Below are 24438 nucleotides of genomic sequence, written 5' to 3'. Positions count from 1 at the left end.
TTTATCCCCCGCTCAGTATCGCTTGGCGGCCTTGGGGTTCGAGGCCAGCTCCGCCTCGGTGGAACGGTGGATCTTGCGCTCCACGATGAAGGACAGGAACGGCACCACCCCGCCCAGCGCCATGACGATCAGCTGCGGGAACGGCCAGCGCATCAGGGACCAAATGCGGAAACACGCCGCCAGGTACACCACGTAGAACCAACCGTGGATGATCAGGATCCACGTGGAGATGTTCACTCCCCCGGCCAGGTTCTCGAGCTCGAGGTTCTGCCAGCCCAGGGCAACGGTCTCGCCCGTGATCTTGTCGGTGCCGCCGGCGATCAGGTCGTAGCCCAGTCCGTAGCGGGTGATCATCTCGGCCACGAGCAGCAGCAGGAACGTACCGGAAACCCACGCGCAGATCTTGTAGAACGTGAGGGCCCCGCGAATCTGCGCTTCGGTGCCGCCAAAACGACGCCGCGGTTGCAGCGCCGCAGCACGAGCCTTGACGTTCTCGGGCACGGTCGCGCGCTCCGGGGTGGCATCAGCGGGAGTGTTCACGCGCACGCCGTCCGTCCGACGAACCGGCTTGAGGTTGTGCTGGGGATCAGGGGTGTGTTCACTCATACGTGGCTCCGTGCTCGGGGTGGGTGCGGTTCTCGCGGGTCGATGCTCCGTCGGATGAGGAGTTCGCCGCCGGTTGGTCGTCAAAGTAGTAGTAGCACTGATCCTGCTCGTCCCAGTAGTAGAAGGACTGTGCGTCCTCGTCCCAGAAGTAGTCGCCCTCCAGGTAGAAGTACTTCTGGGGATCCTGCTGGCGCAGATATTCGTCACGCACGAAGCGCCACCACAGGAACACCGCGAAGCCTGCAAAGACGATCCATTCCAGGGCGTAGAACAGGTTCAGCATGTTCAAAGACGTATCGGTGGGCTGCTGATCAATGTCAAGATCTCGCAGTTCGCCGCTCATCACGGTGGCGTTCGAGTCCAGGGTCCCCTGGTCGGTCACCGGTAGTTGCTGGCTCGCAGGCACCTCGGCGGCAGCCGCCACGTATCCGGAGTACAGCGGCGCATCCCACTCGTTGGTCAGCTGCGCGGGCGACAGGGAGGCCAGCTGCCCCTCCGGAAGTTCGCTGTCGCCCAAGGGTGCCTCCGGCGGCAAGAATCGCCCGGCCACGGTCACGGGGTCCGACGGCGCTGCGGGCACCTGATCGGCGGTTTCCACCCAGCCACGCGCCACGGCAATGGACATGGGTCCGTTGGCGGGGCCCCATAGCTCATCGGAATCCCGAAGTACGAGCTCCGTGACCGCCCAGTAGCCCTCCGCACCATCATGGAGACGACCGGGGATCACAACGGTGGACTCCGGGTCGTAGCGGCCGGTGATCTCCACCGTATGATCCGCAGTGCTTGCGGTGGCCACCTCACCGGGTTTGATCACCTCGGACAGGGGCTTTACACGGTCCTTGTCCGGGTCTGCCACGATGGCGGCCTGATCGGAGCTGCTCAGCTGCCACATGCTCAACACCACGAACAGCGCCGCGATGATCAAACTCACCGTCAGAAAGGCGAGCGAGCGGGGGCTGAGAGCGATCTTGAGCACCACACAAGAGTAGTGGGCCGCCCTGTGCGTTTCCCAAATCCCCGCGGGGCTCGAACAACGCTCAGGTCGGCCCACTCGGACTCGACTGACGGTGGTTAGCCGCGGATCACGACCTCTGCCCGTTGGAACTCCTTGAGGTCCGAGTAACCGGTCGTGGCCATGGCCCTGCGCAGCGCACCGATAATGTTCGACGAGCCATCCACGTGACGAGCCGGACCGTTCAACACCTCTTCCAATGAACCCACGGTGCCCACGCTGGTGCGTTCACCGCGCGGTGAGTGCTGGTGGTGGGATTCCGCACCCCACAACCAACCCTGACCGGGGGCTTCTTCGGCGCGGGCCAGCACGGTGCCGAGCATGACGGCATCCGCTCCCATGGCAATTGCCTTGACAATGTCTCCCGAGGTGCTCAGACCGCCGTCGGCGATCACGTGAACGTACCGCCCGCCGGACTCGTCCAGGTAATCGCGACGGGCCGCAGCGACGTCGGAAATCGCCGTGGCCATGGCTGCGTGGATGCCCAGGATGGACTCGGTGCGCAATGAAGCGCCACCACCGAAGCCCACAAGGACGCCTGCGGCACCCGTGCGCATGAGGTGCAGCGCAGGGGTGTAGCCGGCCGCGCCGCCCACGATAACCGGGACGTCCAGATCGTAAATGAACTTTTTGAGGTCCAGGGGTTCCTGGTTCTGCGAGACGTGCTCGGCGGAGACCGTGGTGCCGCGGATGACGAACAGGTCCACGCCCGCCTCGAGCACGGTCTTGTAGTGCTCGACCACGCGCTGCGGTGACAGCGAACCGGACACGATCACCCCGGCCTCGCGGATCTCGGCCAGGCGGGCCTTGATCAACTCCGGCTGAATGGGAGCGCTGTAGAGCTCCTGCATGCGTCGCGTGGCTTCGGGAACGTTGTCCGAGGACAGATCGGCGATCTCGTCCAGCACCGGCTGCGGGTCCTCGTAACGGGTCCACAGACCTTCGAGATCCAGCACGCCCAAGCCACCGGCTTGACCCAGTGCAATCGCCGTCTCGGGCGACATCACCGAGTCCATGGGCGCACCCACCACCGGAATGTCGAACTTGTACGCGTCGATCTGCCAGTGCGTGCTCACGTCCTGCGGGTCACGGGTGCGCCGCGACGGGACCAGGGCGATCTCATCCAGGTTGAACGTGCGGCGGGCCCGTTTGGAGCGGCCCAGCTCAATGTCGTAGCTCACGGGTAGTCCTTTCCCCGCGCGTCCGTGCGCGAGTAGCGGAAGGGGCGAATCAGCGCTTGTAGTTGGGCGATTCCACGGTCATGGTGATGTCGTGCGGGTGCGATTCTTTGAGCCCCGCCGGGGTGATGCGCACGAACCGGCCCTTCATCTTGAGCTCCTCCACGTTGTGAGCGCCCACGTAGAACATGGTCTGACGCAGGCCGCCGTCCAGCTGGTGCACCACGGAGGCGAGCGGGCCGCGGTAGGGCACCTGTCCCTCGATACCCTCGGGGATCAGCTTCTCGTCATCGGAGACGTCCGCCTGGAAGTAGCGGTCCTTGGAGTAGGAGGTGTTCTTGCCCCGGGACTGCATGGCACCCAGCGAACCCATTCCGCGGTAGGCCTTGTACTGCTTGCCGGCCACAAATACGAGCTCTCCCGGGGACTCGTCACAGCCGGCCAGCAAGGAGCCAAGCATCACGGAGTCTGCGCCGGCCACCAGGGCTTTGCCGATGTCACCAGAGAACTGCAGACCGCCGTCAGCGATCATCGGAACCCCGGCCGGAATGGTGGCCTTGGCGGCCTCGTTGATCGCGGTGATCTGCGGAACACCCACACCGGCAATCACGCGGGTAGTACAGATAGAACCGGGCCCAACGCCCACCTTGACGGCGTCCGCACCGGCGTCCACGATGGCCTGCGCACCCGCGCGAGTCGCGGCCTGGCCTCCGATGATGTCCACGTGGGAGGCGGCGGACTCGTTCTTGAGACGAGAAATCATGTCCAGCACGCCCTGCGAGTGTCCATTGGCCGTGTCGATGAACAGCGCGTCCACGCCGGCGTCGACCAGAGTCATGGCGCGTTCAAAACCGTCGCCGAAGAAACCAACGGCCGCGCCCACGCGCAAACGGCCCTCGTCGTCCTTGGTGGCCAGCGGGTACTGCTCCGCCTTGGTGAAGTCCTTGACGGTGATCAGGCCGGTCAACCGGTCCTGTTCATCCACCAGGGGCAGTTTCTCGATCTTGTGGGTGGCCAGCAGCTTGTGGGCCTCGTCCTTGCTCATCCCCACGCTGCCGGTCACCAGCGGCATGGGGGTCATGACTTCGCGCACCGTGCGGGTCGCAAAATCGGATTCCGGCAAGTAGCGGGTATCGCGGTTGGTGATGATACCCAGCAGCTTCCGGTTCTCGTCCACCACGGGCAGACCGGAGACCTTGTAGTAGCCGCACAGGTGATCCAGCTCAGCCAGTGTGGCTTCAGGGCCCACCGTCACGGGCTTGGTGATCATCCCGGACTCACTGCGCTTGACGCGATCCACGTGATCGGCCTGGTCCTGAATGGACAGGTTGCGGTGGATCACACCCATGCCGCCCAACCGGGCCAATGAAATGGCCATGGCCGATTCGGTCACGGTGTCCATGGCAGCCGAAAGAACGGGGGCTTCAACGCTGATCCGGCGCGAAAGCCGGGTCTTGGTCGAAGCTTCGGAAGGAATCACGTCAGTGTTGCCGGGTAGCAACATGACATCGTCGTAGGTCAGTCCGGTCAAGCCGAACGGGTCGTCCATGAGTGCGGTAGGCACGGCATCGGTCACGAAAGCTCCCTTTCACCAAGTAGTTTCCATGTCATTCTACGGCCCTGCTCTGACACTCCCCCACCCGCGACCGTGCGCCGATCATCACAACCGAACACCGGCTGCGGAGAGCGCCTGCTCAGCCCGCCGGGTGAACTCCGGTGCGAGGGTCTGCGCGTACATCTCACTGAGATGGTCGTCGTCGAAGTACACGAAGACGTTGCCCACCGAGGGCCTGCACTGCTCATCGGGGCAGACCATGTCCGTCATGTCGATCGATTCGAAATGCGGCAGCTCTTCGGCCAGTGTCTTCTGCGGGTCCGGCGTGCCCAGCATTGCGTGGCTCCGGTAGCACTCAGGCTGGTCCGGGCCCTTTTCTATGGCACAGTCCGCCAACGGTTCGGGGAAGCGAGGCACATCGCGAATACCCATCACAGGGATGCCTCGGGCGTCCAGCTGCCGCATGCGCTGTTCGAAGCCAGGCTTCATCTGCTCATCGTTGATGCTCGTGAAGCTCCCCTGGACGAACATGAGATCCGGATCGATCACGTCCACGGCCTGATCTGCACCACGTAACCAGCCCTTGCACGATTCAGCGGGCTGTTCCTCTTCCACGGTGTAATAGCAACCCAATTGGCTGTAGATGATCACCCGCCAGTTGTTTGCTTCGGCCATCGGTTCCAATGCGGGAAGCCAGTGCTGAGTGTGACTGTTACCGATCAGAAGCACAGTCTTTTCCGGGGAAGCGTTCGGCACGACTTCGTGGCAGGCCTCCGCGTAAGCGGTGTCCAGCCCAATGTCATCCGGGCAGCTCTCACCGATCCACGCGTCGTTGGTTGGCAGGTCTTCCGCGAGCGGAAGCACTGGCGCATCGGGGTTGCCTTGATATCTGAAGCCCCGTTCCAATGCGACGGCGCCGGGATTGTTGACCCAGGACTCGTCCGCCAGTCGCTGCGCGCGTACCGCTTCCGCCTGGATCCAGAAGATCACGGGAACCACCACCAGGACCACGCACAAAGCAATGACTATGCCCGAGCGCCACCTGCTGAGCTGGGGCCATTGCCACCGCCTAATGGGGTCCTCCACCTTGCGGGTGATGATGATGGCCAACACCACGGAAATCACGACCAGCGCGATTCCTGAGCGCCACCCCGCCACCGGTCGGTCCCGGATGACGAGATAGGTGATCAGCAGGGGCCAATGCACGAGGTACAGGGCGTAGGCAGAGTCGCCGAGCTTGACGATCGGCCCCCAGGACAAAAGCCGGTCTAACCCCACCGATGACTCGGTATTGCCAGCCACCACGATCGCTGCGGCGGACAAAAGGGGCCACAGGGCAATCCAGCCGGGGAACGCCCCCTGCACATCCACCAGGAGGCCCACGGACACCATGCTCACGATGCCCACCCAGCCGAGCACGATGCGCACGGCCTGCGGCGGGTTGAGATACGGGATCGCGAGTGCGATCAACGACCCCAGGGCGAACTCCCATAACCGCGCTCGGGTATCGAAGTAAGCGAAAGCCTGCTGCGACTCGGTGGTGATCACGGAGAACACCAATGACGCGGAAAAAATTAGCCCGAAACACGCCGCGAGGATCGGCACCGAACTGATGCCTGTGCGACGTCGAACCAGCCAAGCAAGGCCGAAAATCAACGGCCACAGCAGGAAGACCTGCCCCTGCACCGACAGAGACCAGAAATGCTGGAACGGTGAGGCCGTGGAGTGGTCCGTCGCGTAGTAATCCACTGACGCCGCCGCCAGTTGCCAATTTTCCACGTAGAACACGGAGGTGAGTCCCTGCCATCGGAAATCACTGATGGCTGTGGCCGGATAGAAGAGGGCCAACAGGATGAGCGTTCCCACGATGGTGATTGACGCCAATGGGAGCAATCGCCTGAAAGTGTGGAGCCAGTATCGCGGAATATCGAGTCTTCGCTCGCCCTCGATCTTGCGCACGAACGAGAGGGTCATGAAGAACGCGGAAATCAACAGGAAGATGTCCACGCCACCCGAAACACGACCGACGAACACGTGGTAGATCACCACGAGCAACACCGCTACGGCCCTGAGACCTTGGACTTCGGGACGGTATCCCGAGTAGAGCGCCACCCGATCAGCCTGCTGGGCCTCTCGAGTGTGCGCGGTCATGGTGGGGGATCGTTGCTCAAGCACGGATAGCACCCTAACGCCGTATATCGACAAAGACCGTCAGGACATCTCATAACGTCGGTCACTCGTGGTACGGCCCATGGGCCACCTTCAACCGGACTGCGGCCTTATTGAGCGATGGCGTTGTAGAGCCGGTCGTAAGCGGGACGCGTCATGGTTTCCGTGTAATCCCACGTGAGGTGGTGGGAGTCCAACCACACGTGCACGTTGCCGATGACCGGTCGGCACTGGCCGTCCGGGCAGATCAAATCGTTGAGGTCCACGTTCTGGTAGTTCTCGATCGACTCCAGTTCCTGTGCCGGGTTGCTGGGCGCGAGGACCTGCGACGCGGGCACGGTGCACGAAGGATCGTCGGCTCCCTTGGACTCAACACACGTGTACGGGTTGAAGTCCAGGCGGGCATGATCACGGAAGCCGACCACGCGAATGCCTTCCTCGGTGAGATCCTCGATGACGGCGGGCAAGCCGGCAATAACGTTCTCTTGGCTACCGTCCATGAGTTCTCCGCGCGTGGACGTGGTCAGCACGACGTCCGGCTTGAGCTTCTCCACGTAGTCAAGAGCCGCCTGATTACCTTCACGGCACACATCGGACTGGCCCTCAAGGCCCAGGCCGCACCCCGGCTGCAGGAGGGAGACCATTTGCCAGTTCTCCTCCTCAGCAATGGGAATCACCGCACCCATGTACTGCTCCATGTGAGAGTTGCCGACCACCACCACGGTCTTGGTGGGGTCCTGGACGTCTTCGGTTTGACGACAGAAGTCCTGCACCGTGGCGTTGTCCGCTTCGAAGATGCCCGTGCATTCCTCGGGAAGGCCCACCCACTGGTTCCCCAGGTCCGACGCCAGCGGCAAGGTGGGGGCCTCCGGATCCGCGTCCGGCTGGTAGTCACCTATGAGCGACATGGCACCGGGATTGTTACGTTCGGCTTCAGCCTCCAACTGTGCGGTGCGATAGGAATCAACGCCGGTCCAGGTAAGGACGACAGCCGACACCAATGCAAGACACGTAACGATGACGATCGCGAGCCGACGCTTGGCTCTTTCGGGCCACTTCCACGCCTTGATCGGGTCCTCGATGAACGCCGTGAGTACCAGGGCCAAGATGATGGACACGATCACGATGGCCACGCCGGAACGCGGCCCTGCCCACGGTCGATCCATCATGACCAGGTACGTGATCAGCAACGGCCAGTGCACCAGGTACAGCGCGTAGGCGGCGTCGCCCAGTTTGACCGTCGGCCACCAGGACAAGAACCGGTCAAACCCGAACGGGGACTCGGTGTTACCGGCCACGATGATTGCGGCCGCGGACAGGAGGGGCCACAGCGCGATCCACCCCGGGAATGCGCCCTGGACGTCCACCAGGACCCCCACCAACACCATGCTCACAATGCCGACCCAGCCAAGGATGATGCGGATGACACGCGGCGGGTTGAGGTAGGGAATTGCCAAGGCGATCAACGAGCCCAGCGCGAACTCCCACAATCGGGCGCGCGTATCGAAGTAGGCGAAGGCCTGCTGCGTTTCGGTGGTGATCACCGAATACGTCATGGACGCGACAAAAATCAGCGCGAAGCACACGGCCAGAATCGGCACGGAACTGATGCGCGTGCGGCGTCGAACCAGCCAAGCGAACCCGAAGATCAACGGCCACAACAGGAAGACCTGACCCTGCACCGACAGCGACCAGAAGTGTTGGAAGGGCGAGGCTGTGGAATGGTCTGCCGCGTAATAATCCACCGACGCCGCCGCGAGCGCCCAGTTCTCCACGTAGAACACGGAGGCCAGCGCTTCCCAGCGGAACTGCGCGATCGATGACTCGGGGAACTCCGTGAGCAGCCCGATGGTCACCAGGATCACCACGGTGGCCAGTGGGAGAAGCCGCTTGAACGTGTGCAGCCAGTACCGGCCGATGGCCAGCGGACGCCCGCTCTCGATCTTGCGGACAAAGGAGAGCGTCATGAAGAACGCGGAAATCAGCAAGAAGATGTCCACACCGCCCGAAACCCGCCCCAGGAACACGTGGTAAATCACCACGAGCAACACCGCTACGGCGCGCAGGCCCTGGACTTCTTTTCGGAAACCGGAGTAGCGCGAGACGACGTCGGGTCGGACGTCGGTCGCGTTCGACCGAGTGGCAGTGGTTTCGGGCATGGTTGCCACCTTAACCCTCGCGCGTGACCGCGCGGAATCGGTACCCCGTGAGTCGTCACCGCTTGTGGTGACAGGTTCCGGGTGGAAGCACAGAAAAACCGGCGGCCCACCCCGTGATGTGGGGCGAGCCGCCGGTCAGCGTGGACTTCATCACAGCAGGTCAGTGCTGGTGCTGGTCCTCATCCTCGTTCTTCTTCTCGGCCACCAGGGTTTCGGTGGTGAGCACCAGGGCGGCAATGGATGCCGCGTTCTGCAGAGCGGAACGGGTGACCTTGACCGGGTCGATGATGCCGGCCGAGACCAGGTTCTCGTACTCGTCGGTCACAGCGTTGTAGCCGTGGCCCGGTTCGAGGTCCGCGACACGGGAGGCCACCACGTAGCCATCCTGTCCAGCGTTTTCGGCGATCCAGCGCAGGGGCTGAACCAATGCGCGGCGAACGATACCCACGGCGGTGGCGGCGTCGCCCTCGAGACCGAGCTCGGCGCCGTCGAGCGCCTTGGACGCGTGAACCAGTGCGGAACCGCCACCGGCCACGATGCCCTCTTCGAGAGCGGCCCGGGTGGAGGAAACGGCGTCCTCGATGCGGTGCTTGCGTTCCTTCTGCTCGACCTCGGTGGCAGCGCCAACCTTGATCACGGAAATGCCGCCGGCCAAGCGAGCAAGCCGTTCCTGGAGCTTTTCGCGATCCCACTCGGAATCGGTGCGCTCAACCTCGGCCTTGATCTCAGCTACGCGGTCGGCCATCTGCTCTGCCGAGCCGCCGCCGTCGACCACGGTCGTGAGGCCCTTAGTGACCGTCACTCGACGCGCGGTGCCCAACTGGGTCAGGTCCACGCTGTCCAGCGAGATGCCCAACTCGGGAGTGATCACGGTGCCGTTGGTCAGCACGGCCAGGTCCTGCATGATCGCCTTGCGGCGGTCACCGAAACCGGGTGCCTTCAGGGCGACGACATCCAGGGTGCCGCGCAGCTTGTTGACCACCAGGGTGGACAGGGCCTCGCCCTCCACGTCCTCCGCGATGATCGTCAGCGGCTTCTTGGCCTGCAGCACCTTCTCCAGCACCGGCATGAGGTCCTGCACGGAGGAGATCTTGCCCTGGTAGAGCAGGATCAAGCTGTCTTCGAGGACGGCTTCCTGGCGCTCCTGGTCGGTGATGAAGGACGGCGAGAGGTAGCCCTTGTCGAACTGCATACCCTCGGTCACGTCCAGCTCGACCTCGGTGGAGGAGCCGTCTTCGATGGTGATGACGCCGTCGGTTCCCACGGTCTCGAACGCGCGAGCAATCAGCTCACCGATCTCCGGGGACTGAGCAGAAATCGCGGCCACGTGGGCCACGTCCTGACCCTCGACCGGGCGTGCATTGTCCAGCAGACGCTGGGAAACGGCCTCAACGGCTGCTTCGATTCCACGCTTGATCTCACTGGGTGCCGCACCGGCGGCCACATTGCGCAGACCTTCCTTGACCAGGGCCTGAGCCAGCACGGTCGCAGTGGTGGTGCCGTCACCGGCAACATCGTTGGTCTTGGTGGCAACTTCCTTGGCCAGCTGAGCGCCGAGGTTCTCGTACGGATCCTCGAGCTCTACTTCACGAGCAATCGTGACGCCGTCGTTGGTGATCGTGGGGGCGCCCCACTTCTTGTCCAGGACAACGTTGCGCCCACGCGGGCCGAGGGTGACCTTGACGGTATCGGCAAGCCGGTTGACACCGGCCTCAAGGGCTTTGCGAGCGGCGTCGTTGAACGCCAACTGCTTGGGCATGTGTGCTCCTTATCGGGCGAGAAGACTAAGGGTGAAAAACGCGGTACCCGTGCGCCACCCACTCACGAGTAGGCGCAGCGGGCACCGCGCAGAAAGGTATTGGAAGACTTACTTCTCGATGACAGCCAGCACGTCACGTGCCGGGAGCACGAGGTACTCTTCGCCGTTGTACTTGACCTCGGTTCCGCCGTACTTGGAGAAGATGACCAGGTCACCTTCCTTGACGTCCACGGGGATGCGGTTGCCCTTGTCGTCAACGCGGCCCGGACCCACAGCCAGGACGGTGCCCTCCTGGGGCTTCTCCTTGGCGGTATCGGGGATGACCAGACCGGAAGCAGTGGTCTGCTCGGCGGCCAGCGGCTGGACCACAATGCGGTCCTCGAGGGGCTTGATGGAGACCGACACGATCTCTCCCTTTCTTTAGGCGTATGAGACGGTGAGCGCCCACGGTGGTTCATGGGGTCCCATGACCGTGGATGCGCTACGAGCCAGTTGGCGTGCCAACCGTCGTCGCGGTGCCGATTGAGCGCCTGGCCCTTAGCACCCTCACCCGGAGAGTGCTAATAGTCACTCTAGGGTTGGGCTGGCAGTCGGTCAAGACGAGTGCCAAGCGTTCACTGGGCGGTGAAAAAATTAGGTCAGAAATACCTTCGCTATTAGCTTGCGCACATGCGTTTCCGCCCGATAGTTTGTCAGGTAAGGCAAACCTAAGACGATGCAATCGCAGGTTGGGGCACGACGGCGCCGTCATACCCTCTCCGGCATTGTTCCGGGTTTGCGCGGCCGCACGACCCGCAACTTCCCTGAATACTTGAGGAACGACATGAACCGCATCAGCCCCAAGGCCATGGCACTGCTCACCGCAGGCGGCCTGCTCGCTCTCACTGGTTGCTCCACTGAGGCCTCCGGCGACTCATCCTCCGAAGAAAGCGCCTCGAACGAAACCGTGAGCGTGGAACACGTTCAGGGCACCACCGAGGTTCCTAAGAACCCCGAGACCGTGATTTCTATGGACCTGGGTGTCATCGACAGCTTCGAGGCCCTGGGTGAAGAGGTTGACGGCCTGCCCAAGCCCGCGTCCCTGCCGGACGATTTCGAGAAGTACCAGGACGAGAAGTACGTCAATGCCGGCGGCATGAAGGAACCGGACATGGAGGCCATCTCGGCCGCTAACCCGGATCTGATCATCATTTCCGGGCGCACCGCAGACTTCTATGACCAGTTCTCTGAGATCGCCCCCACCATTGACCTGACCATGGATCAGAAGGATCCGGTCGACTCCTTCAAGAAACAGTCGGAGACCATTGGTCAGATCTTGGGTAAGGAATCCGAGGTCGAGGACAAGCTCTCGGAGGTCGACCAGCAGATCTCTGACACCAAGGAAGCGGCCGCTGACGCCGGTTCCGGAATGTTCCTGATGACCAACGCCGGTGAAGTCAACGCCTACGGCCCCGGCTCGCGTTTCGGCAACATCATTTTCGACACCTTGGGAATCGAGCCCGCCGGTGACGTGCAGTCCGAGGGAAGCCACGGTGAGTCCCTGTCTTTCGAAGCCATCTCCGAGGCCAACCCGGACCGCTTGTTCGTGATCGACCGCGACGTGGCCGTGGGCCAGGGCGAGTCCGGCCAGGCCGCGCAGCAGGTCCTGGACAACGACCTGGTCAACCAGACCACCGCCGCCAAGGAAGACCAGATCACCTACCTGGATCCCTCCTCCTGGTACATCGTGGGCCCCGGCCTGAACAACTTCCCCGAGATGATTACTGAAGTTCAGGACAGCTTGAAGTGAGCACCATCGCTCGCGCACCTGAGAACACCGGCGGTGGTTCGGCTCCCGAACCTCAATCCGCTGTAAACCCCGGAGCAAGTAACCGCCCGGACCAGGCCGGAAGGCCCGGACCCTTCAGGCGACTGCTGCGTTCCAACGGTGCCCTGGTGATCGCCGTTTTCGCGGTGTTCATCCTGGCAGTGATCTCAACGTTCGTGGGCGTTGCGGACGTCACGCCGGCCACACTGATGCGTCAGGTGGCCGGCGGGGACACCGCTGGACTCCAAGAGTCCTTCCACCTCCTCTCTGTTTCACGTTTCCCCCGCACCATCTCCGTGGTCCTCGCGGGCATGGCCATGGCTGTGGCCGGTCTGATCATGCAGCAGATGGCGCGCAATAAATTCGTGGAACCGTCCACGGTCGGCACCGTGGAATCTGCCTCCCTTGGCCTGTTGACCGTTACCGTCCTGGTTCCGAGCGCACCGCTGCTCGGGAAGATGGGCGTTGCGGCGGTCTTCGCCGTGGGCGGCACCGCACTGTTCCTTGCCGTGTTGCAGAAGATTCCCCTGCGCAACGCGCTGCTGGTCCCATTGGTCGGCATCATGCTCGGCAACGTGATCGCCGCGATCACCACGTTCTTCGCCTACCGGTTCAACCTGCTGCAGACGCTCAACACGTGGATGATCGGTGACTTCTCCGGAGTCATCAAGGGCCGCTACGAACTGCTCTGGCTCGTGGCCGCGCTGACGCTGATCGGCTACATCGCGGCGGATCGCTTCACTGTCGCCGGGATGGGCCAGGACGTCTCCACGACCCTGGGCGTGAACTACAAGCGCATCATGGCCCTGGGCATGACCATCGTGGCGCTGATTTCCGCCGTGGTGGTTGTGACCATCGGCTCCATCCCGTTCCTGGGCCTGGTGGTTCCCAATATTGTCTCGCTCATGATCGGTGACAACATGCGCCGGTCGGTTCCCTGGGTCGGCGTCTTCGGCGCGGGCTTCGTGCTCGTGTGCGACATCGTGGGCCGTGTGATCCGCTACCCGTTCGAGATTCCCGTGGGAACCGTGGTGGCCGTTGTCGGTGCCGCGATCTTCTTGGCCATGCTGCTGCGGAAGCGAGCTCGTTCCTGATGACCCCCAAATCCTCCGCTCTGCCGATGCCCAATGCCATCCAGCAGAAGCGCAAACGCTTTGTCGTGCGCTCCGTCTCACCCGCCGTGGTCACCGCCCTCGTCGGTGCCTTGGCACTCGCGTGCATCGGCCTGTACCTGTTCCTCGGCCTGGATGCGAACGCTGCCTACGTGCTCCCCCGCCGCGCCAACCGTGTCTTCACCATGGTCCTGGTCGCCTTCTGCGTGGGCGTCTCCACCGTGCTGTTCCAGACGGTCACGTCCAACAGGATTTTGACGCCCTCCATCATGGGCTTCGATTCCTTGTTCATGTTGATTCAGACCGTGTTGATCTTCGTGATCGGCACCGTGGGTCGTACCCAGCTGGGGACCTATCCCCTGTTCTTGCTGGAACTGGGGCTCATGGTCCTTTTCGCAGCCATCATGTATCGGTGGTTGTTCACGGGCTCCGGTCTGTCACTGCACCTGGTACTGCTGATCGGCATTGTGTTCGGCACACTGTTCCGCGGTATTTCTTCGCTGCTGCAGCGACTGCTGGACCCCAGCGAGTTCATGGTGCTGCAGGACTCCATGTTCGCCTCGTTCACCGGCGTGGACCTGGGACTGCTGCGAATCTCGGTGGCCATCATTGCGGTCGCCACTATTCCCCTGATCGTGATGCGGCGCCGTTTCGACGTCCTGTCCCTGGGCCGTGATACCTCGATCAGCCTGGGTATCAACCACACTCGTACCGTGACCACCGTCTTGATCGTCTGCTCGATCTTCGTGGGCGTGTGCACCGCACTGGTGGGTCCCATTACGTTCTTCGGCCTGATCGTGGCCAACCTGGCCTACGCCCTGTGCCGGACCTTCCGCCACGCCTGGATCCTGCCGATCTCGGTGCTACTCGGCATCGTGGCACTCGTGGGCGGGCAATTGATCCTTGAGCGCGTGTTCGCATTCGATACGGCGCTGTCCATTGTGATTGAGTTCTGCGGTGGGTTGTTGTTCTTGTTCCTGCTGTTGAGAGGGTCCATCAAGTGATTGAGCTATCCGGTCTCACCAAGAAATATGGCGAGACCACCGTGGTGGATCATGTCTCTGCGCAGATCGAACCCGGTGGGGTGGTCTCGATCATCGGAGCCAACGGCGCGGGGAAGTCCACCGCCCTGTCCATGATCGCCCGGCTGGTCGCCATGGACGAGGGGTCCGTGTTCGTGGACGAACACGACGTGCTCAACACACCCTCGGACCAGCTGGCCAAGAAGCTGTCCATCCTGCGTCAGGAAAACACCCTGACGGTTCGACTCACCGTGCGCGACCTGGTGGGCTTTGGCCGATTCCCGCATTCGAAGGGTCGCCTCCGGCCGGAGGACACCGAGCACATCGACCGCGCCCTGGACTACCTCAATCTCAACGAGTTCGAGGATCGCTATGTGGATGAGCTCTCCGGCGGTCAGCGGCAGCGCGTATTCATTGCCATGGTGATTGCCCAGGACACCGACTACGTGCTTCTGGACGAGCCGCTCAACAACTTGGACATGAAGCACTCCGTGGAAATGATGAAGCTCCTGCGGCGCATGACCCACGAACTCGGCAAGACCGTGATCCTGGTGATTCACGACATCAACTTCGCCTCGTGCTATTCGGATCGCATCCTGGCCATGAAGGAGGGCGCTCTGGTCTGTCAGGGCACCCCCGGGGACATCATGCAGCCCGATATCCTGCGCGACATCTACGACATGGACATCCGCGTGGAGGTCATCAACGGCCACCACGTGGGCATGTACTACATGTGACCCGCGGGCGCACTCGTGATGTGATGGAACCGTGAATTCCCCCGCAGATGCCGAGATGCACGCCCTCGCCCAGCTCCTCACGCCCCAGGGACTGCACCTGGTGGATTCGCTCGGGACCTACGATCCCGAGCGTTCGCTCAAGCTCTCGGAAACGCTGCGCGCTGAGGGTTACTCCCCCGAGCTCGTTTCCGCGGCTCTGACGCAGGCCAAATTGCGCACCCAGGCCCGGGCCAAATTCGGTGAGTTCGCCGAACACATGGTGTTCACGCGCAACGGGCTCGAACAGGCCACTCGCTGGTCTGTGGCAGCCCTGCACGCACGTCGATTCGCACAAGCAGACCTCACACACGTGGCCGATCTGGGCTGCGGTATTGGAGCGGATTCCCTGGCCTTGGCCGCCCTCGATCGCACCGTGACCGCCGTTGAGAAGGACGAGCTGACCGCGGCAGTGGCCACTGTGAACCTCACCGGGTGGCCCCACGCGAACGTGATCTGCGGCGACGTCGAAACCCTTGATCTGGCCGGCCTCGAGAACGGTGCGCCCGACGGCGTATGGCTGGATCCCGCGCGCCGCCTTACGGGTTCGGGGCGCACCCAGCGCGTCTTCGACCCCGAGGCGTTCTCCCCTCCCCTGTCCTTTGTTACGGGCCTGGCCGAGCGAGGGTTGGCCGTTGGCGCCAAGCTGGGCCCCGGAATTCCGCACGACCACGTCCCCGCCGGAGCCGAGGCCCAGTGGGTCTCCGATCACGGTGATGTGGTGGAGGTGGTGCTGTGGTTCAACGCGGTTCGCCGTCAGGATGTGGCCCGGGCCGCTCTCGTCCTGGGTTCGCGTGCTGACGGTACGGCCACCGCGGCGGAGCTGACCTCCCACAGTTGGGAGTCCCCGGCACCCGAGGGCGACCTCTTGGGTGAGGTCGGCGAGTACTTCTACGAACCCGACGGCTCCGTGATCCGTGCCGGACTGGTCACCGATCTGGCACAACACTTGAACGCGCGCCTGATCCATCCCACTATTGCGTACCTTTCGGGCGATGAGCTCCACGAAAGCGCCTTGGCCACCGCGTACCGCGTACGCGAGGTACTCCCCCACAATGTGAAGACGCTCAAGAAGTGGGTGCGGGATCACAACGTGGGCACGCTGACCATCAAGAAGCGCGGCACGGACGTGACACCGGAGCAACTCAGGAAACAGCTGGCCCCTCGCGGTTCCGAAAAGGCCACCCTGGTGATGACACGTTTACACGAAAATGGGAAAGAACGTCGCGTGGCCTTAGTGGTTGACCCCGTACAATGAAGTACCCGCTAAGCAGTGCGAGATTCGGTGAAGAATTCCCGGCCTCGCTCATGGACCGCGGGACATCCCCGGTGCACCCATGAGAGGACCACTGCCGTGCACATTGATTTCGTCTCTTCCGAACGCTCCTCGTTGGGCGTCGAATGGGAGATCGCCCTGGTTGACCGTGAAACCGGAGAGCTCGAACCGCGCGGCCAGGAAGTCCTCGAGGCGGTCGTGGCCTCAAATCCCGAAATGGGCGAGGACGGCAACCACCCCCGCGTCACCGGTGAGTTCCTGCAGAACACCGTGGAAATGGTCACGGGCGTCTGTCATTCCGTGGAAGAGGCCACCGCACAACTGAAGCTGACCTCGGACGAAATCCGCAAGGTCGCCGACCCCAAGGGCCTGGAAATCTTCGCTGCCGGAACCCACCCGTTCTCGGAGTGGCAGGATCAGGCCGTGGTGGACAAGGAGCGCTACTACAAGGTGGTGGACCGCGCGCAGTACTGGGGCCGCCAAATGGTGATCTACGGTCTGCACGTGCACGTGGGGGTGGATCACAAGAACAAGGCCCTGCCCATTCTCGAGGGCCTCTTGAATTACTATCCGCATCTGCTGGCGCTTTCGGCCAACTCTCCGTACTGGTGCGGTCACGACACCGGTTATGCCTCCCACCGCTCCCAGGTGTTTCAGCAACTGCCCACCGCGGGTCTGCCGTTCCAATTCAAGACCTGGGACGAATACGAGTCCTACGTGCAAGATCTGCTGACCACCGGCGTGATTGAGGACGATTCCGAGAACCGCTGGGACATCCGACCCGTTCCCCGCTTCGGAACCGTGGAGATGCGCGTGTGCGATGGGCCCTCCACCCTGCACGATGTGAGCGCGCTGACCGCCCTGACCCAGTGCCTCGTGGAGTCCTTCTCCCGCACCCTCAACGATGGCGGAACCATTCACACCATGCCGCCGTGGCACCACCAGGAGAACAAGTGGCGCGCGGCCCGTTACGGTCTGGACGCCATCATCATTCAGAACGCACAGAGTGAAGAGCGGCTGGTCACCGAGGACCTCACCGAACTGCTCAACAAGCTGGAGCCCATTGCCTCGGACCTCAGTTGCAGCGACGAGCTGGCGCGCGTGGAGGACATCATCCAGCACGGTGCCGGGTACCAGCGCCAGCAGCGGGTGGCCACGGAGAACAACGGTGACCTGCGCGCCGTCGTCCTGGATATCGTGGCGCGCAACCGCGACTCGGTGGGCTGAGCCACTGTCCCGGCAATGCCCGGGGCTCGCCCACCAAGCCGCCGTTCAAAACCGCACGGTCTAAGCCCTACGCGGCGCCCATCGACACCGTGGACACCGGCAACCCCGGATCCGCGGTGAACACGATGCCCGTTGCCGAGCGGCCTTCGGCCACCAACCGCGCTCCCAACGCAGCAACCATGGCCCCGTTGTCGGTGCATAAGCTCAGCGGCGGCACAATCACCTCGATCCCCTGCGCATTGCAGCGTTCGGTCACGAGCGCACGCAACCGTGAATTGGCGGCCACGCCACCTCCCACGAGCAGCGTGTCGATCGAGTTCTCGGTGCACGCGAGCACGGTCTTGCGGGAAATCACGTCCACCACGGATTCCTGGAAGGACGCTGCGACGTCTGCGACCGGAACCGGTTGGCCGGACGCTTCGTAGGTCTCCACCACCCGGGCTACCGCAGTCTTGAGCCCGGAGAAGGACATGTCGTAACGGTGCGATCCAGGCTTTTCGGCCGATCCCATGTACTTGCCCGCGGTCAACCCGCGCGGGAAGCGGAATGCGGTGGGGTCACCGTTCTGAGCGGCCTTGTCGATAGCCGGTCCCCCGGGGTAGCCCAGCCCGAGCAAGCGGGCGACCTTGTCGTAGGCCTCGCCGGCGGCGTCGTCGATCGTCGCACCCAGCAAGCGGACGTCGCCGGTGATGTCCGGAACCGAGAGAATTTCGGTGTGTCCGCCCGAGACGAGCAGCGCACCCAGGTTGTCGGGCAGTTCGTCGTTGTCGTCGAGCAATCCCACGCTCACGTGGGCGACCAGGTGGTTGATCGCGTAGAGCGGCTTTTCCGTGGCGACTGCGAGCGCCTTGGCTGCGGCCACGCCCACCATGAGCGCGCCGGCCAGGCCGGGCCCGGAGGTCACCGCGATCGCGTCGATCTCGTCGAGTGTCACGCCGGCATCATCGAGGGCGGCCTGCAACGTGGGCACGAAGGCCTCGAGGTGCGCCCGGGAGGCGATTTCGGGGATCACACCGCCGAAACGCACGTGTTCGTCCATGGACGAGGACACGGTGTTGGTCAGCAGGTCGGTGCCGCGCACGATGCCCACGCCCGTTTCGTCGCACGAGGATTCGATGCCCAGCACGAGCGGTTCAGCGGTTGCCATGAATGGTCCTTCCGTCCGCGCTGCGCTGCGGCGGCCCGGCCGGGACCAGTTCGCAGCGCATGATCAGCGCGTCATGTCCGTCCCCGTAGTAGCCGGGGCGGGTGTGAATGTGTTCGTAGCCGAAGCGCTTGTACAGCTCTTGCGCCCGGTGATTGTCCGAGCGCACCTCCAGCAGGATTTCGGTGCCGCGGGAGTGGATCGCGGCCTCGTGCAGGGTGCGTAGCAGGGCACTGCCCAGGCCCTTGCCTTCGTGCCCGCTGGCCACGGCGATGGTCTGGACGTCCGCGACCGGAGGGATACACATCATTCCCGCGTAACCCACGATCTCTCGGCCCCTGACCAGCACCCAATACTGGCGGGTGGGGTGGGCCAGTTCCTCGTCGAACATGCGGCGTGGCCACGCGTCCTCAGGGAACAGCGAGGTCTCCAGCGCGTAGACCTCGTCCAGGTCCGCCGGTTGCATGGGTCGCAGGGCGTAGCCCTCCTGCAACGACGACGCCGCTGCCCCGGCCGCCTCGTGTCCGGTCACCGCAGTGCCTTCTTACGTTGCACGGGCACCTTGGCGTCCGACTCGCGCAAGTAGAGCGGAGACGTGTCCGTGCTCAGCTCCGTGCCGCGTTCCTGCAGCGCCCAAGCAGCGCGGGAGAGATCGGCGGCGGTGGGCTGCCAGTCGGTAGAGTCCGCCACGGCATAGGGCAAATGATCGGAGTACAGCCCGGCCCCGTAGCCGTAGATCGGCAGTTTGGGTAGTTCCTCGGGCGCGGTGACCTGCGGTCCGTTCAGGGATACCGCGAAGCGTCCGTGGCCGTCCTCGTGCGTCACGTAGCGGCCCCAGTACAGCTCTTTGCGGCGGGCATCGGTGGCAACCAGGAACTCCGTGCCGTCCACCGTGGATTGGGCGGCGCGATGGGCCAGCGCGTCCAAAGAGCACATTCCATGCACCGGTAGGTTCCACACGAAACCGAACGTGCGCGCGCTCACCAGACCGGCGCGCAGACCAGTAAACGGACCGGGCCCCGTGCCCACCAGAATGGACGTCAACTGTGACGGTTCAAGGTCCACCTGACCCAGCAGGTTGTACACGGCCGGAGCCAGAGCTTCCGCGTGGGAACGGGTGTCCTGGGTGGCGAATTCCGCGAGCACCTCCCCGTTACGGGTCAGCGCCGCGGACGCAATGGACGACGAATCCAGACTCAGCACAAGCACCCGAACAGTCTAAGCCCCGCCGCTGGTCGCCGACCGGCCACGGTGGGGGGTGGCACTGCCCGGACCAGCTGAGCGTTTTCGCTCAAGTGTCGAGGCGGCCAGTGTTCCGCGTCGGCTCAGAGGTCCAGGCGCTCGAACCAACGGGGCCCGTATCCGCGCATGATGATGGTGCGCGGTTCATCCGATTCCTGCTCGTCCTCGTCCCATTCCTCGTTGAGGGCATCGAGCGCGCTCGACAGGGACTGGGGTTCGTCGGAAGTCGCGGAGTCCCCGCTCGATGCTTTGGCGGCCGTCTCGGCCTGCTCGGTTTCGCCCGCACTCTGGTTGATCTCGTAGTTCAGCGCGAAAGCCGCCGACGGTGCTCCCACAGCCCCCCGCGGCCGCACAATGTCAATGACCAGGCGGGACTCACTCAAGTGCTCGACCTTGCCCGTGCCCCACTCGACCACGGTGACGCTGGATTCCACGGTGTCCTCCAGATCGATGTTGTCGATGTCCGCGGCAGTATCCAGACGGTAGGCATCCACGTGCACCAGATCCGGCCCGCCGGGGTTGGGCCCGTCCGGCAGGTTCGGGTGCTGCCGGGAGAGCACGAACGTGGGCGAGATGATCCCCTCGCGCACACCCAGGCCCGCACCCAGACCCTGGGTGAACGTGGTCTTGCCCGCGCCCAGTTCGCCGTTGAGCATGAGCAGATCCCCTGCCTTCAGATACGAAGCAAGTTTCTGCGCGATCAGCTGGGTTTCTTCTGCGGAGGCGGGGTACCGGGTCAGTGTCCAGTTGGGCTGGGTGTAGGACTCCCCCGAGGAATCGCGGGTGGGCCGCGGGTCCTGGGGCAGACTGTGTGCGGCCAACGCACTCGCGCTGCGGGAGACAGTCACGTCCCCCAGGGTCAGGTGACTGTGGCTCGTGTACTCACGAGGTACACGCGGAGACACTCGCGTGACGATCTCGTAGTTGATACTGCCGGAGGCGTCCGCCCATTCGGTCGCGGAGGGGTAGTCACCGGCGCCGAAGAGCACTGCCTCGTCCCCGATATGCACCATGGGATCCACCGCTTCATCCACCACGGGAGTCCCGGCGGGGACGCCCTCGGGTGTGACGGTCCTCCCTTGCGCCAGGTCGATCACGCACTGGTCCATGGCGATCCGGCCTACCACGGGGTAAACCCGGCCCCCGATGTACACGGGAGCTCCGGTCGCAACGCGCGGAACGCCGTCGGCATAGCCCAACGGAATGAGGGCTAGGTGCGTGGGGCTCTCCGTGTGGTAGGTCAGCCCGTAGGAGACGCCCTGACCGGCGGGAACGGCCTTGACGTTGGCCACGCGGGTGCGCAAAGTCATGGCGGGGATCAGGCCGAAGTCCTTGGGCGTGCGGTCCTCGAAGGGGCTCAGCCCGTAGATGCCCAGGCCCACACGCACGGCGTCGCGCAGGATGTAGTCAGGGTCCTCGAGCTGGTCCGCGGACAGCAGAGCCGGGGTGTTGGCCGCGTGGATCATGGTTGGTTTCAGGCCGGCCTTGCGTGCGATGCGCACCGCGTCCGTCAACGCGTTGAGTTGCTCCATGGTCTCGTCACCGCGGGCGGGTTCGTCCGCCACCGAAAGGTGCGTAAAGATGCCTTCCACGTGGACCAGGCCTTCGTTCTGAGCAGCGACCACGCGATCCACGAGATCCGGCCACTGGGCTGCGGTGGACCCGTTGCGCCCCAGGCCGGTGTCGATCTTCAAGTGCAACGTGGCAGTCTTGCCGGTCTCCTGGGCGGCCTTCAGAACGGCGTCGAGCTCCCAGCCACTGATGCCCAAGGAAACATGGTGTTCGAGCGCGTCGAAGAAGTCGGTGCTCGTCGTGTGCAGCCACGACAACACGGGGGCGGTGATGCCCGCGTAGCGCAGCGCGAGTGCCTCGCTCACGTGCGCGGTGCCCAGCATGTCCGCACCGGCGGAGAGCGCCGTGCGAGCAACCTCGGGCGCGCCATGACCGTAACCATCCGCTTTGACCACGGCAATCAGTTTTCGTCCACGCGCCAACTGCGTTAATCGGACCACGTTGTGCCACACCGCGGAGAGGTCAATGACCGCGCTGCGCTCGCTGGGTTCTTCGGATTGCCACGACGTTGTTACGCTCACGCCCTCCATTGTGCCTGTTACGTGCGCCCGAGGCGTTCTGGACGATCCTCGACCACCCCGCGCCGCACCGCTTCCCGTTAGGCTGGTCGCGTGCCCCAACAGACCCCGCCGCGCGTGCTGCTCGTGAGCATGCACACCTCGCCAGTGGACCAGCCCGGCTCTGGCGACGCCGGCGGCATGAATGTGTATGTCCTGCACCTGGCCCGATCACTGTCCCAGCGTGGCTGGGCCGTGGACATGGCCACCCTTGACCGGGACCTTTCGTCGCCGGCAGGAGTCACCGTTTCCTCCTTGTCACCGGGTCTCCGCTTGCTGTCCGTCGCGGTTCCGGCAGGGGCCAGCGCACCCAAGGAACAACTTCCCGACTTCGCGGTCGAGTTCGGCCGCGCGCTCGCCGCCTTTTATGACGACGACGCCGCCCCCCTGCTGGTACACGCCCACTACTGGCTGTCCGGGGTAGCGGCCCGTGAAGTTTGTGAGGCGCTCAAGATCCCCCTGATGCTCACTCTGCACACCTCCGCCGCAGCGAAAAACCTCCGCGCCGGTCCGGGCGAGAACCCGGAACCCGCGTCCCGCGAACGCGCCGAGCGGGACCTCGTAGCCAGCTCGTGCACTCTGGTGGTGAACACCCCGGCCGAGGCCGATCACATGGTGGAGCTCTACGGTGCGGCCCAGGACCGGATCCGAGTGATCCCTCCCGGGGTGGATCCGGAGATCTTCTATCCGGCGTTGAAGAACCGACCCCCCGGCGGTTCAATGGTGTCTCCAAGAGATTCCACTCCCGACCCCTCATCCTCAGAAGATGCAGAGACACCTCCGTTCACGGTGCTCTGCGCCGGCAGGATGCAGCCCCTCAAGGGCCCGCAAATTCTGGTCGGCGCAATGCGGCTGCTGCGCCAAGAGCATCCGGACTGCGCCATCCGACTAATCCTGGCCGGAGTGGGTTCTCCCGAATTCCTGGCGGAGCTGCATCGGCTGGTGGATGAGTACGACGTGGCTGATGCCGTGGATTTCCAAGGGTCCATGCCGTCTCATGACCTGGCGGATCTGATGCGCTCCGTGGATGCCGTGGCTATGCCTTCCTCATCGGAAACCTTCGGGCTAGTCGCTTTGGAAGCGCAGGCCTGCGGAACCCCGGTGCTCGCGACGGATGTGGATGGGTTGCGCTACGCCGTAGAGGACAATCACACCGGATGGCTGGTGCCCGGGCGGACTGCCGAGGTCTGGGCCCAGGAACTGTACCGAGCGGCGTCGAATACCGAACAATGGCGGGCCATGTCCCAAGCCGCGGCGGAGCGGGCACGCAAGCTCACGTGGGACCACGTGGCCGCCCAACATGAGGTGGCTTACACACGCTGCGCGGGCGAGCGCGTAAACGCCTAGACTCGAGAGTGTGACCACCGCGTATCTCAGCCGTGAATCGTTGGCCAGGTATCTGGATCGATCCCGGATCACCGGAGCCGTAGCAACCCCCCGCGAAGCAAACCTGCGCAATATCCAGGGATTCCTTGACGGCGACCAGCACCAACACATGGGCGTCGAACAGACCAAGGACTGGACCTACAAGTCCGTCTTCAAGCTCATGCGTGACCGCGTGGGCATCAACGAGGACCCCAAGTACACAGAGGGCCAGGACTCCATTTCCGCTGCGCTGTGCATTGCCGCGCTGGACAAGTACGCGGATATTTTCAGCGAGGCCGTCAAGGGACGCAAGCGCCTTCTGTTCGCCACCGGTCACCCCGCCGGACTCGCCCCCGTCTATGCCAGGCTCGCCCGCGTCGCCCGCAAATCCGGTGCGCGCGTGCTCCGCGTGGACGGTGCTATTCCGTTCGAGGACGGCGATGTACGCCAGATCGAAGACGTCGTGATGGTCGAACAATACGGCGGCCTGCGGCACACGCATTTCCCGGAGCCCATGAAGTTGGTGCTGGAGCAATTGGCGGCTGAGGGCCGAGAGCAGCCGGATCTGGTGATTTCCGATCACGGTATGGCTGGTTACGCGGGGTCTCAAGCCAAACTGCGCACCATCGCGATGGGCGACTGCAACGACCCCGGTATCTTCGTGGCCGAGGCCCAGGGCGACGTGGAGGTCACCGTTCCCCTGGATGACAACGTGGCACCGCACCTTTACAACCCGTTGGTCGACTACATCATCTCCAGCGCGGGCCTGGCGGGGCAGGACCGGCGGTAGCTCTCCCACCTGACATTCTGGACATCCCTACGCCACTTTGCGCGGGCGAACATGGCTCGGGGATGACTCAGATCTCGGGCACCAGCTGAATCAACGGCGCCCGGTACCGAAGT

The 24438-nt window shown here is 63.7% G+C and carries 20 protein-coding genes; 8 read left to right on the top strand and 12 right to left on the bottom strand.

Features of this window, described 5'->3' with window-relative positions; genetic code table 11:
• Nucleotides 1–12 precede the first annotated feature (12 nt).
• The 8 genes from ABD283_RS02815 to groES form a co-directional block, all read right to left on the bottom strand.
• Nucleotides 13–606, bottom strand: coding sequence for a DUF3817 domain-containing protein (locus ABD283_RS02815; RefSeq protein WP_344223527.1), 594 nt, complete (start codon nucleotides 604–606; stop codon nucleotides 13–15).
• Nucleotides 599–1582 (bottom strand): SURF1 family protein, encoded by a 984-nt coding sequence (locus tag ABD283_RS02810; protein WP_344223526.1) that lies wholly within the window; start codon nucleotides 1580–1582, stop codon nucleotides 599–601. The genes ABD283_RS02815 and ABD283_RS02810 overlap by 8 nt, the downstream gene beginning before the upstream one ends.
• A 95-nt stretch (nucleotides 1583–1677) precedes the next feature.
• Nucleotides 1678–2799 (bottom strand): GuaB3 family IMP dehydrogenase-related protein, encoded by a 1122-nt coding sequence (locus ABD283_RS02805; protein WP_344223525.1) that lies wholly within the window; start codon nucleotides 2797–2799, stop codon nucleotides 1678–1680.
• Nucleotides 2800–2848: 49 nt separating this feature from the next.
• On the bottom strand, nucleotides 2849–4345 hold the full coding sequence (gene guaB / locus ABD283_RS02800) for an IMP dehydrogenase (RefSeq protein ID WP_344223563.1): 1497 nt from the start codon (nucleotides 4343–4345) through the stop codon (nucleotides 2849–2851).
• Nucleotides 4346–4456: 111 nt separating this feature from the next.
• Nucleotides 4457–6526 (bottom strand): acyltransferase family protein, encoded by a 2070-nt coding sequence (locus ABD283_RS02795; RefSeq protein ID WP_344223524.1) that lies wholly within the window; start codon nucleotides 6524–6526, stop codon nucleotides 4457–4459.
• A gap of 104 nt (nucleotides 6527–6630) precedes the next feature.
• Nucleotides 6631–8679: an acyltransferase family protein gene (locus ABD283_RS02790; RefSeq protein WP_344223523.1), complete on the bottom strand. Its 2049-nt coding sequence runs from the start codon at nucleotides 8677–8679 to the stop codon at nucleotides 6631–6633.
• Between the two features lie 160 nt (nucleotides 8680–8839).
• The gene (gene groL / locus ABD283_RS02785; RefSeq protein ID WP_344223522.1) at nucleotides 8840–10438 is read right to left on the bottom strand and encodes a chaperonin GroEL; all 1599 of its coding nucleotides are present in this window, start codon (nucleotides 10436–10438) and stop codon (nucleotides 8840–8842) included.
• A 108-nt stretch (nucleotides 10439–10546) separates the two neighbouring features.
• Nucleotides 10547–10843, bottom strand: coding sequence for a co-chaperone GroES (gene groES / locus ABD283_RS02780; RefSeq protein ID WP_095798825.1), 297 nt, complete (start codon nucleotides 10841–10843; stop codon nucleotides 10547–10549).
• Between the two features lie 418 nt (nucleotides 10844–11261).
• On the opposite strand from groES, the gene ABD283_RS02775 reads away from it, so the two are divergent.
• From ABD283_RS02775 to ABD283_RS02750, 6 genes are all read left to right on the top strand, one after another.
• Nucleotides 11262–12227: a siderophore ABC transporter substrate-binding protein gene (locus ABD283_RS02775; protein WP_344223521.1), complete on the top strand. Its 966-nt coding sequence runs from the start codon at nucleotides 11262–11264 to the stop codon at nucleotides 12225–12227.
• Entirely contained in the window at nucleotides 12224–13339 is a 1116-nt protein-coding gene (locus ABD283_RS02770) for an ABC transporter permease (RefSeq protein WP_311198957.1), read from the top strand. The genes ABD283_RS02775 and ABD283_RS02770 overlap by 4 nt, the downstream gene beginning before the upstream one ends.
• The gene (locus tag ABD283_RS02765) at nucleotides 13339–14361 is read left to right on the top strand and encodes an iron chelate uptake ABC transporter family permease subunit (protein ID WP_259915346.1); all 1023 of its coding nucleotides are present in this window, start codon (nucleotides 13339–13341) and stop codon (nucleotides 14359–14361) included. Before ABD283_RS02770 ends, ABD283_RS02765 begins: the two co-directional genes overlap by 1 nt.
• The gene (locus ABD283_RS02760) at nucleotides 14358–15116 is read left to right on the top strand and encodes an iron ABC transporter ATP-binding protein (RefSeq protein ID WP_259915347.1); all 759 of its coding nucleotides are present in this window, start codon (nucleotides 14358–14360) and stop codon (nucleotides 15114–15116) included. The genes ABD283_RS02765 and ABD283_RS02760 overlap by 4 nt, the downstream gene beginning before the upstream one ends.
• 31 nt (nucleotides 15117–15147) lie before the next feature.
• Nucleotides 15148–16410, top strand: a complete 1263-nt coding sequence (locus ABD283_RS02755; protein WP_344223520.1) for a THUMP-like domain-containing protein — start codon at nucleotides 15148–15150, stop codon at nucleotides 16408–16410.
• Nucleotides 16411–16506: 96 nt separating this feature from the next.
• Nucleotides 16507–17655: a glutamate--cysteine ligase gene (locus ABD283_RS02750; protein WP_344223519.1), complete on the top strand. Its 1149-nt coding sequence runs from the start codon at nucleotides 16507–16509 to the stop codon at nucleotides 17653–17655.
• A 67-nt stretch (nucleotides 17656–17722) separates the two neighbouring features.
• On the opposite strand, the gene tsaD is transcribed toward ABD283_RS02750, so the two are convergent.
• From tsaD to alr, 4 genes are all read right to left on the bottom strand, one after another.
• The gene (gene tsaD, locus ABD283_RS02745; RefSeq protein WP_344223518.1) at nucleotides 17723–18802 is read right to left on the bottom strand and encodes a tRNA (adenosine(37)-N6)-threonylcarbamoyltransferase complex transferase subunit TsaD; all 1080 of its coding nucleotides are present in this window, start codon (nucleotides 18800–18802) and stop codon (nucleotides 17723–17725) included.
• Complete coding sequence (rimI, locus tag ABD283_RS02740) at nucleotides 18789–19265, bottom strand: ribosomal protein S18-alanine N-acetyltransferase (protein ID WP_425552791.1); 477 nt, start codon at nucleotides 19263–19265, stop codon at nucleotides 18789–18791. Before rimI ends, tsaD begins: the two co-directional genes overlap by 14 nt.
• A gap of 62 nt (nucleotides 19266–19327) precedes the next feature.
• On the bottom strand, nucleotides 19328–20008 hold the full coding sequence (gene tsaB, locus ABD283_RS02735) for a tRNA (adenosine(37)-N6)-threonylcarbamoyltransferase complex dimerization subunit type 1 TsaB (protein WP_259915350.1): 681 nt from the start codon (nucleotides 20006–20008) through the stop codon (nucleotides 19328–19330).
• Nucleotides 20009–20124: 116 nt separating this feature from the next.
• A complete protein-coding gene (alr, locus tag ABD283_RS02730) occupies nucleotides 20125–22143 on the bottom strand; it encodes an alanine racemase (protein WP_344223516.1) in 2019 nt (672 codons plus the stop codon).
• 81 nt (nucleotides 22144–22224) lie between these two features.
• Between alr and ABD283_RS02725 the strand changes: the two genes are divergently transcribed.
• Both ABD283_RS02725 and ABD283_RS02720 read left to right on the top strand, forming a co-directional pair.
• A complete protein-coding gene (locus tag ABD283_RS02725; protein ID WP_344223515.1) occupies nucleotides 22225–23517 on the top strand; it encodes a glycosyltransferase in 1293 nt (430 codons plus the stop codon).
• 10 nt (nucleotides 23518–23527) lie between these two features.
• Nucleotides 23528–24325, top strand: coding sequence for a phosphatase (locus ABD283_RS02720; RefSeq protein ID WP_344223514.1), 798 nt, complete (start codon nucleotides 23528–23530; stop codon nucleotides 24323–24325).
• Nucleotides 24326–24438 lie beyond the last annotated feature (113 nt).

It is taken from the genome of Kocuria atrinae (assembly GCF_039531425.1).
GTDB lineage: Bacteria > Actinomycetota > Actinomycetes > Actinomycetales > Micrococcaceae > Kocuria > Kocuria atrinae.
This window is presented reverse-complemented; position numbering and strand designations above follow the sequence as displayed.

Excerpts from the sequence above, each read along its gene's own strand:
- ABD283_RS02775 (WP_344223521.1), top strand. The coding sequence starts at position 11,262 with ATGAACCGCATCAGCCCCAAGGCCATGGCACTGCTCACCGCAGGCGGC.
- rimI (WP_425552791.1), bottom strand. The coding sequence starts at position 19,265 with ATGCAACCGGCGGACCTGGACGAGGTCTACGCGCTGGAGACCTCGCTG.
- ABD283_RS02815 (WP_344223527.1), bottom strand. The coding sequence starts at position 606 with ATGAGTGAACACACCCCTGATCCCCAGCACAACCTCAAGCCGGTTCGT.
- tsaD (WP_344223518.1), bottom strand. The coding sequence starts at position 18,802 with ATGGCAACCGCTGAACCGCTCGTGCTGGGCATCGAATCCTCGTGCGAC.
- guaB (WP_344223563.1), bottom strand. The coding sequence starts at position 4,345 with ATGGACGACCCGTTCGGCTTGACCGGACTGACCTACGACGATGTCATG.
- alr (WP_344223516.1), bottom strand. The coding sequence starts at position 22,143 with ATGGAGGGCGTGAGCGTAACAACGTCGTGGCAATCCGAAGAACCCAGC.
- ABD283_RS02765 (WP_259915346.1), top strand. The coding sequence starts at position 13,339 with ATGACCCCCAAATCCTCCGCTCTGCCGATGCCCAATGCCATCCAGCAG.
- groL (WP_344223522.1), bottom strand. The coding sequence starts at position 10,438 with ATGCCCAAGCAGTTGGCGTTCAACGACGCCGCTCGCAAAGCCCTTGAG.
- ABD283_RS02790 (WP_344223523.1), bottom strand. The coding sequence starts at position 8,679 with ATGCCCGAAACCACTGCCACTCGGTCGAACGCGACCGACGTCCGACCC.